This window comes from Pseudomonas arabinosi (assembly GCF_047758675.1).
Taxonomy (GTDB): Bacteria; Pseudomonadota; Gammaproteobacteria; order Pseudomonadales; family Pseudomonadaceae; genus Aquipseudomonas; species Aquipseudomonas arabinosi.
In genome coordinates, this window is record NZ_CP180480.1 from 3,605,832 (window position 1) to 3,619,568 (window position 13,737).

General features: G+C 56.3%; 9 protein-coding genes. 5 read left to right on the plus strand and 4 right to left on the minus strand.

Annotated elements, in window-relative coordinates:
* The first annotated feature begins 96 nt into the window (after positions 1–96).
* The 3 genes from ACMXYJ_RS16970 (at position 97) to ACMXYJ_RS16980 (ending at position 5,470) form a co-directional block, all read left to right on the plus strand.
* Positions 97–894 (plus strand): hypothetical protein, encoded by a 798-nt coding sequence (locus tag ACMXYJ_RS16970; protein WP_415756086.1) that lies wholly within the window; start codon positions 97–99, stop codon positions 892–894.
* Positions 895–982: 88 nt separating this feature from the next.
* Positions 983–2,989 carry a hypothetical protein gene (locus ACMXYJ_RS16975; RefSeq protein WP_415756087.1) on the plus strand — a complete coding sequence of 669 codons (2,007 nt, stop codon included), beginning with the start codon at positions 983–985 and terminating at the stop codon, positions 2,987–2,989.
* A 285-nt stretch (positions 2,990–3,274) separates the two neighbouring features.
* Positions 3,275–5,470, plus strand: a complete 2,196-nt coding sequence (locus ACMXYJ_RS16980) for an autotransporter outer membrane beta-barrel domain-containing protein (RefSeq protein ID WP_415756088.1) — start codon at positions 3,275–3,277, stop codon at positions 5,468–5,470.
* A 68-nt stretch (positions 5,471–5,538) separates the two neighbouring features.
* On the opposite strand, the gene ACMXYJ_RS16985 is transcribed toward ACMXYJ_RS16980, so the two are convergent.
* The 4 genes from ACMXYJ_RS16985 to ACMXYJ_RS17000 all read right to left on the minus strand — a co-directional run bounded on the left by ACMXYJ_RS16985 (position 5,539) and on the right by ACMXYJ_RS17000 (position 11,453).
* On the minus strand, positions 5,539–6,045 hold the full coding sequence (locus tag ACMXYJ_RS16985; RefSeq protein WP_415756089.1) for a hypothetical protein: 507 nt from the start codon (positions 6,043–6,045) through the stop codon (positions 5,539–5,541).
* Between the two features lie 301 nt (positions 6,046–6,346).
* Positions 6,347–6,988 (minus strand): DUF1345 domain-containing protein, encoded by a 642-nt coding sequence (locus ACMXYJ_RS16990; RefSeq protein WP_415756090.1) that lies wholly within the window; start codon positions 6,986–6,988, stop codon positions 6,347–6,349.
* A 193-nt stretch (positions 6,989–7,181) separates the two neighbouring features.
* Positions 7,182–10,280: a multidrug efflux RND transporter permease subunit gene (locus tag ACMXYJ_RS16995; RefSeq protein ID WP_415756091.1), complete on the minus strand. Its 3,099-nt coding sequence runs from the start codon at positions 10,278–10,280 to the stop codon at positions 7,182–7,184.
* A 15-nt stretch (positions 10,281–10,295) separates the two neighbouring features.
* Positions 10,296–11,453: an efflux RND transporter periplasmic adaptor subunit gene (locus ACMXYJ_RS17000; protein ID WP_415756092.1), complete on the minus strand. Its 1,158-nt coding sequence runs from the start codon at positions 11,451–11,453 to the stop codon at positions 10,296–10,298.
* A 267-nt stretch (positions 11,454–11,720) separates the two neighbouring features.
* Here ACMXYJ_RS17000 and ACMXYJ_RS17005 point away from each other — a divergent pair, with 267 nt between their 5' ends.
* Positions 11,721–12,422: a response regulator transcription factor gene (locus ACMXYJ_RS17005; RefSeq protein ID WP_008155184.1), complete on the plus strand. Its 702-nt coding sequence runs from the start codon at positions 11,721–11,723 to the stop codon at positions 12,420–12,422.
* A 4-nt stretch (positions 12,423–12,426) separates the two neighbouring features.
* Positions 12,427–13,728 (plus strand): ATP-binding protein, encoded by a 1,302-nt coding sequence (locus tag ACMXYJ_RS17010; RefSeq protein ID WP_415756093.1) that lies wholly within the window; start codon positions 12,427–12,429, stop codon positions 13,726–13,728.
* Positions 13,729–13,737: the final 9 nt, after the last annotated feature.

A 13,737-nucleotide genomic window follows, 5' to 3' on the forward strand; every position in this document is an offset into this window, starting at 1 on the left:
AGCTTTACCTGTCAGATATGACAGTAGGCCGGCGACGAAAATTGGCGCTTAATTTGATTCAAATGCGAGTTCGAAGAGACAACCGGGGAAGTAATTATGCCGCCTAGTGAAATCTTGACGTACGACCCACCCAAAGTGATCGGAGTTGCCGACGACGATCCGGAAGGTTACATACCACTCGATCTGTTGCAGAAGGGTATAGAGGTCGTAGTGCCAATATGGCCCTTACAATCTCCTGACGGGCGGCAAGATACGCTTACTGTTTGGATGAAACGCAGCGGCGTTGTGGAATTCGAGTCAAGTAAATCTTACGACACCCCGATCAGTGAGTTGGAGTTCATCGTTCCAATCGGCCCTGAATATTTAGTTGCTGACGGTGTTGTCGAGGTTTCTTATGAGACACGCAATTTTGTAGGTAATCCTAGTCCTTCAGATCCACGAAAACTAACCATTGACCATGCGCCGATACCCAAGGATCTGCCTGAAGTCAATTTTCCAGCCGCAAACCTTTGGGGTTATTTAAATTGTTCATCCAGCCCGCCCATTTGGTCGGGGGTGGAGGTTAAGGTTCCTCCGCTTCCATCTTTTTGCAAAGTAGGTGATGTCTGTAGGGTTGAATGGATAGGTTACCTAAGTCTGAATGGCAGCGGCCATTCCATAGCAAGTACCTATAAAGTAGTTAATAAGAAGCTGTTGAGTGATCTCGAAATCAAAAATGGCTTCTCGGTCACGATAGAACCGTTCATGCCTCATTTAAAGCCCATGCAGAACAATGCGTCGGCGATTGCGGAGTACTCGGTTTGCCGCGGTGCCAAATTGATTGGCGTTTCGGAGAAGGGATTGGTGAAAATTGATCGAGTTATTTCCGGAGATACAGTTCCGTGTGGCCCCTGAATATGTTGCGATAACGCGTTGTCAATGTGCACCGTATTACGTTGCGTTGCGGACGAGGTGCAGTCGTTTATAAAAGGAGATTGATCAAATGAACGCTAAAGTTGAAAGTTACGATGTGAGCAAACAAGTTTCGCTTCGGAGTGGAGGTGTCGTGCTGGCTGATGCAGCCACCATTACTGCACAAACTCTTCCTGGGGGGGACTTGCGTATTCCGGTTGCAGCACTTGGGGCCGCTCTGGAGTACACGATCCCTCGACCGGTGACGGAGTATGCGCGCGATAGGCTGACCGTCTTTTTACGGGTAACTGGCAATCCAACAAAAATACCTCTCATGACAGGGCACCCGTTGGGTCCGGTTGTTGACCGCCAATGGCCGATGCCATTCACAATTCCGGTTGAGCAACTCAAGGAGCTGCCGGCTCCCGAAACACCTACCGAATATGAACTGGTGTATGTGCTTATCGCTAATGGTGCAAATCCGGGTCCTGAGGCCATAACCCCATACCGTATTGACAGGACGAAGCCCTACCAAACCAAAACTCCCGCAACGGATTTTTCCCCGCCGGCGGCTGCATTCCCTATCGATTTGCCGCCGAGCAAAGAGATCGATGATGCCTATATGGGTGCCAATCCTACCGGTATCGAGATTACGCTGACACTCGCCACCAACAACGCCGAGACAACAGATGTCTGTGATATTTACTGGGGCGACCCGGCGGAGCCTGCCTTTTCCACGCCAGTATTGGCAGGCGAACCCGTGCCTCCGAGTGGCAAAATTACGATTCCTATCAACATTTTCCAGGATTCCAAGGAAGGTGTGAACACGCTGGTTTATGAGGTCAAGGATCTGGCGGGTAACATCAGTCGCCGCTCCAGACCGGATCAACGCACAGTCCGGCGTCTGGCTCCCCCGGTACCGAAAAAACCAAAGGTGCCTCTAGCGGATGGCACAGACGGAGACACCCTGATCGACGTAGCAGACTGCAAACAGGGTGTGACCATCGAGGTTGAGGTTCCGCAGCCAAGCACCCCCGCTGACACGATTATCGCCAAATGGCAGGGTATTGAACTTCCTGCACAGCGCGTAGGTACAAACACAACCCTGGTGTTCGATGTGGATTACAAGACCGTCATCAAGGTCGCTTATGGCGCAACAGACGGTGCTGTTCCAACGACAGTCAGCTATGACATGTTTCGGGGGTCGGGAACTCCGATCGCAACGGAAAATACTATTATTGATGTTGATATTTCCTATCCTGGTCCGACAAACCCTAGTGAGCTGGATCCGGTCAATCCGGATTTGGAGTTGCCTCGCCTGGTTTCGTCACAAAATAGGAACAATACCCTCGACGATAATGACTTCGGTGAGGACGCAGACATTTTTATCCAACTGTATGCCGCTCCGCCGACTGAGAGCACGCAGATTATTACGGTGTTCTATGATGACGTGGAACTTGATCCTCCGTACTTGTTGCAACCGGGAGACGAGGGTAAAGAAATCAAGGCGGTAACGGTGCCTTGGTCCATTATCGAGAAAAAGCTCAATGCGACGATAAAAATAAAATGGAGACTGTCGGCCGTCGGGGTTGTTAACCCGGTCCTCTCAGAAGAGGAAGACGTGGTTGTTGATGTGACCAAGATTGATTTGCCGAAAGTGCAGGTTCAAGGCCTTGTATTTGATTCTATTTCCTGTCCGACATTGAATTTCATGCCAATAGACGATCCAGAAAATCCGGGTGATGGAACAGCGCGTCGTAACTTGAAAGTCACGATTCCATACAGCGCGTCACTTATTGATGGGAGAACGGTGACATTGAAATGGGAGGGGTTTTCAGATGTAAACGCGACCAATCCCATCGCCGGAACCGCCGTTACTAAAGACATACTTATTTCCGGTGTGGTACCTCCGGAAGGCATTGACGAGTCTATTGGTGACTATTTCACTCATTTCAAACCAGTATCGGACGGCTATGGGAAATTGACCTACACCATAACAGGAGTCGTGCCGGAGTCTGAGCCTGCTATTCACTATGCATTTATGCTGGATAACGACGACAAGTTCTGCGAAATAGCCAATCCGATACCAGCTCCTTGATCAAGCCTCAAAGAAGTGCGGTGGGCGTGAATTGATTTCGCGCTCACTGCGTTTGAGTATTTAACATTTTGTAGTAGCGGGTTTTGCAGGATTTATCCCCCTGAACATAAAGAAAAGTCCTACATAACAATGCGTAGTTACTCGATAGCCTAGCGGACCTTCAACGGTAGGGTCGTGCATGTTTACGGCCACCCTCAAATTTCGATTAAGTATTTTCGATGCAGGTGTCCATTTATGCATTACCCCTCCAGGTCACTCCTTTCTCCGCCCTTCACGAAGGCTACGTTGTGTGTCCCGTTCTTAATGTTTGCTACCCTCGCCAATGCTGCGCCGGTCGTAGGGGGCACCGTCACTGTTAACAATGGTGACGCAGTTGAAAGTTGGTTCTTGAGCCAAAGCGCAACATTGAACGTCAATAATGCAGTCTCCCTTGCTATTGATGCCGACAGTTCGACGGTAAATGTCAACGCCGGCAGCAGTACTCAGGCCATTATCGCCAGTAACAATTCGACTGTGAATCTCATCAGCGCCACAGTAACGGGGACGAACGGGCAGTCGGGACTGCAGTTGGTTTCCAGTCGGGCCAACGTCAGCAGCAGTACAATCAGTGGCGATTTTTTCGGTTTGTCCGCCGTGCGGACCTTCGGTACTCAGGACGGTTCCATTGTCAATGTTACGGGTAACAGCACCGTCACCGGTGTGGATGCCGGCGCATTTGCAACTTCCCACAGCCTTGTCAATATCACCGACTCCGTTCTGGAAGGCACAGCCTCTACCGGTTACGGACTGTGGTTGCAAAGTGCCGATGCGGTTGCCAAAAACAGCACGATCACTGGTGGGCAGAACGGAGTGTTCATTGAGCTTGATGTGACCGGCGTGGCACCGGCGACTCTGAATCTGGATAACACCACGGTTCAAGGCAAAACCGGATCCGCTATTGTGGTGGATTTCGACAACGTCGTAGCTTCCACGGCCACTTTGACCCTGAATAACTCCAGACTGCTGGCGGGCAACGACACTCTGCTTGAGGTCAAGGGCGGCGCCACAACGTTAATGACCGTCAATGCCAGCACTTTGAGCGGCAACATCGTTACCGAAACCGGCAGTACAACTGACCTCACGCTGCAAAATAACTCTTCTCTCACCGGGCGTCTGGTGAATGTCGCCAGCGCGACCATTAGCGACACCTCGCAGTGGGCACTGGTTGACAACAGTCAGGTTGACAAACTCGTGCTAAATGGCGGGTCGGTGAAGTTCGGAGACAATACTGCTTTCTATCAATTGAACGTGACCGATCTGTCAGGGAACGGTCGATTTATCATGGGTACAGATCTCGCCACGGGGCAGACTGACCTGTTGAATGTCACGGGAACAGCTAGCGGATCACATGAGTTGTTGATTGCCAGCAGCGGTACTGAACCACCCGCCGGACAGCCGATCACCGTCGTAAAAACCGTCGGTGGAGACGCGCAATTCACTCTGCCCAACAACGTGGATCAGGGCGCCTATTCTTACGCCCTGGCGAAAAGCGGCAACGATTGGATTCTGGATCCGAGCACCCGCATCGTAAGCCCTGGAGCACGTTCGGTACTTGCGCTGTTCAACACACCGTTGCCCACCTGGTACGGAGAGCTGACCTCGTTGCGCACTCGAATGGGAGAGTTGCGTTTCAATGGTGGGCAGGGCGGAGCCTGGGGACGAACCTATGGTAATAAGTATGAGATTGCCGATGGTTCCGGCACGGGTTACCAGCAAACTCAACGAGGGTTCACATTGGGGGCGGATACGCGGCTGCAAATAGGTGATGGCGAATGGCTGGTAGGAATTCTAGGTGGCAACAGTACATCTGACCTCGACTTGGACGCTGGTACATCGGGTACGGTCGACAGTTATTACCTCGGTACGTATGCCACCTGGCTCGACGCCGCCAGCGGTTACTATCTGGATGGTGTTCTCAAGGTGAACCGGTTTCGAAACGATGCCAAAGTCAGCCTGAGCGATGGAGCCCGAGCCAAAGGTGACTATGACAACACTGGTGTGGGCGGATCTGTCGAGTTCGGCCGTCATATCAAACTTGACGATGGTTATTTCATTGAGCCATTCACGAAGTGGTCCACCGTCGTCATTCAGGGCAAACACTTTTCTCTTGATAATGATTTACAGGCTGATGGTGGTCGTGCGCGGTCGCTGCTGGGCGAGGTCGGGATGACGGCGGGCCGAAACTTTAAAATGAGCAGCGATATCCAGTTGCAACCTTATCTGCGTGTCTCCGGCGCTAATGAGTTCGAAAAAAATAACGAAGTGCGCGTTAATGACAACGTATTCAAAAACGATCTTTCCGGCGCGCGAACATTGCTGGGGGCAGGGATTGCAGTATCAATGACAAATAATCTTCAGATGCATGCGGATTACGAGTATAGCGATGGTAAAAACTTTAGGCAGTCGGGCGGATTGACATTAGGTTTTCGCTACGCGTTTTAATATGAAGCTAATGAGTTAATTAAAAAGGAAGCCCTCGGCTTCCTTTTTAATTGTTCTTCTTTAACCGATCAGCATCGTTCTGCTCTTGATGAAGGGCGCCGTGGGTTTCTTCTTGCCGGTGCGTGTTGATGCGCTTCGAAGTCAACTTTCACATCCAGTGTCCTGCGGGTGTCTTCGTCTAGATTCTCGAGTAAGACGCTGATTTCTCCAGAAAAAGTCGAAGTGGATGTGTCGTATTTAACCCTTGCGATACCCTGTGCCTGTGTATAAACAACCGGTTTAGTCGGAACCGAGCTGTCAATGAAAAGCACCCGAACTGTATGGAAATCCGGATACAGTCCATAATTACTATCGGGAAAACCCTTGGAGAATGAAATTTTTAGTTCTTTTGTCGTGTAATCCGGCCCGGGTGCTCGTTGGGTAGCGAGCATGACATACGCTTCGCTGTGAGGAGGGGGGTAGATAGCGTCGAAAAGCTCTACCAGGCCGGCATCAAATGTTTCTGATGCATTGATCGTACCTTTGCAGTTTCCCAGCAACTTGGGTTGAATTACCGCTTTCGCAAATGCGTTCATTGATCAGTCTCCGCTGTCATGACAAGTGATATCTCGCCTTTGGATACAACAGGCGGGATTAGCCTATAAAATGCGAAGTCAACCAGCTTGTAAACTGTAAAACTTGACAGTTTACAGGAGGGGCATAATGTGAGTGCCTTATTCGGCCTATTGAATGTACTTATATGAATCAAAACCACAATCCTGGCCATGTCGAAAGCAATAGGATTTTCATCAAGCGCAGATTACACGGCTGGAAAATTTTGAGCAGCGCTTGCGATACATCGCGGTGTCAAACCATAGCTAGAAGGTTGTGCAACCATCAGTTGAACAGTCCCGCCGCGATGTTGATCGAAAACCCGAGAATGGCCGTGTTGAACAGAAAGCCGATCAGCGACTGCGCCAGGACAATCTTGCGCAAATCCCGAGTCGCCACGCCAACATCGGACGTCTGCACCGCCGCACTGATGGTGAAAGAGAAATACAGGAAGTCCCAGTAATTGGGCGTTGTCAGGCCTTCAGCAAAACGAAGTGCCGGGTCTTTGCCGCCCCAGGTGTAGAACAGGCGGGCGTAGTGCACGCTGAAAATCACCCCGATCAACAGCCATGAACCGATCACGGTCAACGCGGTAAAGCCGTAGTGTAACAGCTTGCGGGTCGTTTCCAGGTCTCTGCCGCCAGCCAGTTCAAAGGCGATGGTCGCCAGGCTCGCTATCGCAGCGATGCATACAACAAACAGCACCAGCCCGGCGTTTTCGTCTTCGACCTCGGCAATGCGTTTCACATCCGGCGCTTTGGCGCGGGCGGTGAGCCAGAACATCAGGATCAGGTAAGTCCAGACTCCGGCATTCCAGCCGAAGAGGATCTTGCTGATGATCGAGTCGGCCGGCGCCAGAATGCCCACCGCGACGCCGAGGGTGGCAGCGGCGGACAGGCGAGGGTGGGTGCGGGCGAGGAAAGGCATGTGAACTCGATGCGTCAGGGCTTTGCAATCACCTTAGCCCAGCGCGGTCGGGTGTGACCACAAACGATCAGGCAAACGCTGATCCTGTGGGAGCGAGCCTGCTCGCGATGAGGTCGTAACATTCAACATCCATGTTGACGGTTACACCGCTATCGCGAGCAGGCTCGCTCCCACATTAGGCCGGTGTTGTTGGTTAGAGGTCTTTATGCCGCTTGCGGACCAGTTTCATCACCACCACAAAAAACACCGGCACAAACACCACCGCCAGCGTCGCCGTGATCATCCCGCCAATCACCCCGGTGCCAATGGCCTGCTGGCTCGCCGAACTGGCCCCGGTGGCAATCGCCAACGGCACCACACCCAGAATGAACGCCAGCGACGTCATCACAATCGGCCGCAGTCGCAGACGCGCGGCTTGCAGCGTGGCGTCGATCAAGTCGTGGCCTTCGTCGTACAAGCTCTTGGCGAATTCGATGATCAGGATCGCGTTCTTCGCCGACAGCCCGATGATGGTGATCAATCCGACCTTGAAAAACACGTCGTTGGGCATCCCGCGAAAAGTCACGGCCAGTACCGCGCCGAGCACGCCGAGCGGCACCACTAACAGCACCGAGGTCGGAATCGACCAGCTCTCATACAACGCGGCCAGACACAGGAACACGATCAGCAAGGACAAACCGAGCAGGATCGGTGCCTGACTGCCGGATAAGCGTTCTTGCAACGATAACCCGGTCCATTCCTGCCCCAATCCCGCCGGGCCAAGTGCAACCAACCGCTCGACTTCAGCCATGGCGTCGCCAGTGCTGTGACCGGGCGACGGTTCACCGGAAATGCTGATCGCCGGGTAGCCGTTGTAACGCGTCAACTGCGCCGGGCCCTGAGTCCACTTGGCCTGGACGAAGGCCGACAACGGCACCATTTTCCCGGCGCTGTTACGCACGTGAATCTTCAGCAGATCGGCGACCTGACTGCGCTGATCGCCTTCCGCCTGAACCACCACACGCTGCATCCGCCCCTGATTGGGGAAGTCGTTGATGTAGGCCGAACCGACGGCGGTGGACAGCACGTTGCCAATGTCGGCAAAGGAAACACCCAGTGCGTTGGCCTGTTTGCGGTCGACTTCCAGTTGCACCTGCGGCGCTTCGGCCAGGGCGCTTTCGCGCACGTTCATCAGGATCGGACTTTTCTCGGCGGCAGCGAGCAATTCACTGCGCGCCTGCATCAGCGTGGCATGGCCAAGACCGCCACGGTCCTGCAGGCGGAACTCGAAACCGCTGGAGGTACCAAGGCCATCCACCGGCGGCGGCAGTACCGCAAACGCCACGGCATCCTTGATCTGGCTCAACGCGATGTTGGCGCGATCGGCAATCGAACTGGCCGAGTCGTCGCTGCCTCGATCAGACCAGTCCTTGAGCGTGGTAAACGCCAACGCGGCGTTCTGCCCACTACCGGAGAAGCTGAAGCCGAGAATCACCGTGCTGTCGCCGACGCCGGGTTCAGTGGCGTTGTGGGCTTCGATCTGCTCGACCACCTGCACCGTGCGGTTCTTGCTCGCGCCCGGTGGCAGTTGAATGTCGGTGATGGTGTAACCCTGATCCTCGACCGGCAGGAACGAGGAGGGCAGTCGACTGAAGCACACGCCCAATCCGATCAGCAGCACGCCGTAGATCAGCAAGTAACGGCCCGTGCGTTTAAGCGCATAGGCGACCCAGCCTTGATAGCGCTCGGTCAGTTGCTCGAAACGCCGGTTGAACCAGCCGAAGAACCCGCGCTTCTCGTGATGCTCGCCCTTGGCAATCGGCTTGAGCAGCGTCGCGCACAACGCGGGAGTCAAGGTCAGGGCGAGGAACGCCGAGAACAGAATCGAAGTCGCCATCGACAAGGAGAACTGCCGGTAAATCACCCCGACCGACCCCTGCATGAACGCCATCGGAATGAACACCGCGACCAACACCAGCGTGATGCCGATGATTGCCCCGGTGATCTGCTTCATCGCCTTGCGCGTTGCCTCTTTGGGCGACAGGCCTTCCGTGGCCATGATCCGCTCGACGTTCTCCACCACCACAATCGCGTCATCCACCAGGATGCCGATCGCCAGCACCATGCCGAACATGGTCAGTACGTTGATTGAGAACCCCAGCGCCAACATGGTCGCAAAGGTGCCCATCAGCGCCACCGGCACGACGAGGGTTGGAATCAGCGTGTAGCGGATGTTTTGCAGGAACAGGAACATCACCGCGAACACCAGCAACATCGCCTCGCCAAGGGTGTAAACCACCTTGGTGATCGAGACTTTGACGAAAGGCGAGGTGTCGTACGGGATCTTGTATTCCACGCCAGCCGGGAAGTAGCGCGCCAGTTCGTCCATCTTTGCCCGCACCAACGTGGCAGTGCTCAGAGCATTAGCGCCCGGCGCCAATTGCACGCTGACGGCGGTCGACGGTTTGCCGTTGAGGCGCGTGGAGAACTGATATTCCTGACTGCCGATCTCGACGCGCGCCACGTCTTTGATGCGCACAGTTGAGCCGTCAGGATTGGCTTTCAGGACGATGTCGGCGAATTCTTCCGGCGTCGACAACTGGCCTTTGACCAGAATGGTCGCGGTGATTTCCTGGGTGGTGCGGGTCGGCAAATCGCCGATGCTGCCGGCCGAGACTTGAGCGTTCTGCGCGACGATGGCGGCGTTGACGTCAGCCGGGGTCAAGTTGAAACCGATCAGCTTTTGCGGGTCGATCCAGATCCGCATCGCCCGTTCGGCGCCATACAACTGTGCCTTGCCGACGCCGTCCAGACGTTTGATCTCGTTCATCACGTTGCGCGCCAGGTAATCGCTGAGCGCCACGTCGTCGAGCTTGCCGTCACTGGAGGTGAGGGTGATCAGCAGCAGGAAACCGGCGGAGACTTTCTCCACCTGCAAACCCTGCTGTGTCACCGCTTGAGGCAGACGCGACTCGACCACTTTCAGGCGGTTTTGCACATCGACCTGAGCCATTTCCGGGTCAGTGCCCGGCTGGAACGTCGCGGTGATGGTGGCGCTGCCGAGGCTGCTTTGGGATTCGAAATACAGCAGATGGTCAGCGCCGTTGAGTTCTTCCTCGATCAGACTGACCACGCTTTCGTCCACGGTTTGCGCGGAAGCGCCCGGGTACACGGCGTAGATTTCGACTTTCGGCGGCGCGACGTTGGGGTATTGCGCCACCGGCAACTGTGGAATGGCCAGGGCGCCGGCCAACAGGATGAACAGGGCGACCACCCAGGCGAACACCGGGCGATCGATAAAGAACTGCGGCATAAAGAAGCGTCCTGCTTACTGACCAGGAGCCTGGGCAAGTGGAAGAGGGGTGTCGTCGATCTGCACTTTTTCGCCGGGGCGGGCGTGCTGCAGGCCTTCGGTGACGATGCGATCACCGGGCTTGAGGCCGCCGGTGACGATCCAGCGATCGTTCTGCACGGCGCCCAGTTCGACCGGTTGCTGGCCGACCCGTTGTTCGGCGTCGAGCAACAGCACTTGGGCGATGCCGGCGCTGTCACGCTGGATGGCCCGTTGCGGCACGCTGATGCCTTGCTGAATGACCGCTTGCTCCAGACGCACACGCACGAAGCTGCCCGGCAGCAAATCGAGGTCCGGGTTGGGGAATTCGCTGCGCAGAATGATCTGGCCGGTGCCCGGGTCGACGGTGATGTCGGCGAACAGCAACTTGCCCGGCAACGGATAGAGACTGCCGTCGTCCTGGATCAGCGTGGCTTTGGCCTGGTCCTGACCGACCTGCTGCAACTGGCCGGAACGGAACGCCCGGCGCAGGTCGTTGAGTTCGCGGGTCGATTGGGTGAGGTCGGCGTGAATCGGGTTCAGTTGCTGAATCAATGCCAGCGGTGTGGTTTCGTTCTGCCCGACCAGTGCGCCTTCGGTCACCAATGCGCGGCCGATGCGCCCGGAAATCGGCGCCGTGACGGTGGCGTAACCCAGGTTGAGTTTCGCTCGTTCCACGGCGGCTTTGTTCGCGGCGACGTCGGCAGCGGTTTGCCGGGCACTGGCCCGGGCGTTGTCATAATCCTGGCCGCTGATGGCATTGCCTTCGATCAACTGCGCGTAACGCTGCTCTTGCAGGCGCGCCTGGAACGCATTGGCCTCGGCCTTGCGCAGCGCCGCTTCGGCGCTGTCCAGGTCAGCCTTGAACGGCGCCGGGTCGATACGGAACAACACTTCGCCTTTTTTCACATCACTGCCTTCACGGAACGCCCGTTGCAACACCACCCCGGCAACCCGGGCGCGGACTTCGGCAATCCGTGGCGCAGCAATCCGCCCGCTCAGTTCACTGGTGATCGACAGGGGGCTGGCCTGGATGGTTTCGATCCGAACCGTGGCCAGAGGCGCCTGTTCTTCGGCCGTCGAGGCCTTGTCACAAGCGCTCAGCGTCACCGCCAGTGCAATCAGGCTGAGCCTGGCAAGCAGATTCTTTGACATGTAATACCCCAATAATGACCCCCAGCATCCTACGGGGAGGCGACGAGGGTAGCGGTGAAGCTTTGTAGGCGCTGTGTGAAATTGTGTAAGGGTTTTACTCAGGCACGGGCGAGGGCGTATATCCTTCGCAACTTGATTACGTTTGCGCCTGCCAGGCCGCCTTCGCGAGCAAGCCCGCTCCCACATTTGAAATGCATTCCCCTGTGGGAGCGGGCTTGCTCGCGAAGAGGCCGGATCAGGCACCACAGCACTTTCTGGAAACACCCCATGCCCAACATCCTCCTGGTCGAAGACGACACCGCGCTCTCCGAATTGATTGCCAGTTACCTGGAACGCAACGGCTATAGCGTCAGCGTGATCAGCCGTGGTGACCATGTGCGCGAACGTGCGCGGGTTAATCCGCCGGACCTGGTGATCCTCGACCTGATGCTGCCGGGGCTCGATGGCCTGCAAGTCTGCCGCTTGCTGCGCGCCGATTCGGCCACGTTGCCGATCCTGATGCTCACCGCCCGCGACGACAGTCACGATCAGGTGCTGGGCCTGGAAATGGGTGCCGACGACTACGTCACCAAACCCTGCGAACCGCGCGTGTTGCTGGCCCGGGTGCGGACGTTGTTGCGTCGCAGCAGCCTGACTGAACCGCAGACGGCCAACGACCGCATTCTGATGGGCAATCTGTGCATCGACCTGTCCGAGCGCACCGTGACCTGGCGCGAGCAATTGGTCGAGCTGTCCAGCGGCGAATACAACCTGCTGGTGGTGCTGGCTCGGCATGCCGGCGAAGTGCTCAGCCGCGACCAGATTCTGCAACGTCTGCGCGGTATCGAATTCAATGGCACCGACCGCTCGGTGGACGTTGCGATCTCCAAACTGCGACGCAAGTTCGACGACCACGCTGGCGAGGCGCGCAAGATCAAGACCGTGTGGGGCAAGGGTTACCTGTTCAGCCGTTCCGAGTGGGAATGCTGAGTCGATGTTCAGAATCCTGTTTCGCCTGTATCTGGTGACCATCGTTTCGTATAGCGCGGCGATCTACCTGGTGCCGGATCTGGTGATCAAGGTCTTCCAGGAGCGCTTTGTCACCTACAACCTCGATTATTCGCGCGGGTTGCAAACGCTCATCGTCAAGCAGTTTCACGCCGTGCCCCCGGAACAATGGCCGGCATTGGCCGCGGAGATGGACAAGGAATTCCAGCCGCTGCATATCGTCCTGACCGGTAACGACGATGCTGACTTCACCCCTGATGAGCGCAAACGTCTGCAGCGCGGCGAGAACGTCGTGCGCATCGGCGACTGGGGTTGGCGAACCCTGGCGGTGTCGCCGCTGAACGAGCGGACGGTGGTGGAGATGGTCGTGCCGCCGGACCCGATGGACGTCAGCCTGTTGTACTGGAGCATCAACGTGCTGATCGGCGCGACCATGCTCGCCTGCCTGTTGCTGTGGCTGCGCCCGCACTGGCGCGACCTGGAACGCCTCAAAGGTACGGCTGAACGTTTCGGCAAGGGCCACTTGAGCGAGCGCACACAGATTTCCCAAAGCTCCAACATCGGCAGCCTGGCCAATGTCTTCGACACCATGGCCGGCGACATCGAGAACCTGCTCAACCAGCAGCGCGACCTGCTCAATGCCGTCTCTCACGAATTGCGCACGCCCCTGACACGACTGGATTTCGGCCTTGCGCTGGCACTGTCCGACGATTTGCCAGCCGCCAGCCGCGAGCGTCTGCAAGGTCTGGTCGCACACATCCGCGAACTCGATGAGTTGGTGCTGGAACTGCTGTCCTACAGCCGCCTGCAAAACCCGGCGCGGCTGCCGGAGCGGGTCGAGGTGTCGCTGGATGAGTTTATCGACAGCATCCTCGGTAGCGTCGACGAAGAACTGGAATCCCCGGACATCGTTATCGATGTGCTCCTGCACGGACAACTCGAACGCTTCACCCTCGACCCAAGGCTGACTGCCCGCGCTATTCAGAACCTGCTGCGCAATGCGATGCGTTACTGCGAAAAACGCATTCAGATTGGTGTGCAGGTGTGTGCCAAGGGGGCTGAAATCTGGGTGGACGACGATGGGATCGGTATTCCGGATGAGGAGCGTGAGCGGATTTTCGAACCGTTTTATCGGCTGGACCGCAGTCGGGATCGGGCCACGGGAGGCTTCGGTCTGGGGTTGGCAATCAGTCGTCGGGCGTTGGAAGCTCAGGGCGGCACGCTCACCGTCGAAGCGTCGCCGCTGGGTGGGGCGCGATTCCGTTTGTGGTTGCCAGCTACGGCTTGAACCGAGAGC

Bases quoted from the DNA above. Each gene is read 5' to 3' on its own strand.
- ACMXYJ_RS16970 (WP_415756086.1), top strand. From the start codon at position 97: ATGCCGCCTAGTGAAATCTTGACGTACGACCCACCCAAAGTGATCGGA.
- ACMXYJ_RS16975 (WP_415756087.1), top strand. From the start codon at position 983: ATGAACGCTAAAGTTGAAAGTTACGATGTGAGCAAACAAGTTTCGCTT.
- ACMXYJ_RS16985 (WP_415756089.1), bottom strand. From the start codon at position 6,045: ATGAACGCATTTGCGAAAGCGGTAATTCAACCCAAGTTGCTGGGAAAC.
- ACMXYJ_RS16990 (WP_415756090.1), bottom strand. From the start codon at position 6,988: ATGCCTTTCCTCGCCCGCACCCACCCTCGCCTGTCCGCCGCTGCCACC.
- ACMXYJ_RS16995 (WP_415756091.1), bottom strand. From the start codon at position 10,280: ATGCCGCAGTTCTTTATCGATCGCCCGGTGTTCGCCTGGGTGGTCGCC.
- ACMXYJ_RS17000 (WP_415756092.1), bottom strand. From the start codon at position 11,453: ATGTCAAAGAATCTGCTTGCCAGGCTCAGCCTGATTGCACTGGCGGTG.
- ACMXYJ_RS17005 (WP_008155184.1), top strand. From the start codon at position 11,721: ATGCCCAACATCCTCCTGGTCGAAGACGACACCGCGCTCTCCGAATTG.
- ACMXYJ_RS17010 (WP_415756093.1), top strand. From the start codon at position 12,427: ATGTTCAGAATCCTGTTTCGCCTGTATCTGGTGACCATCGTTTCGTAT.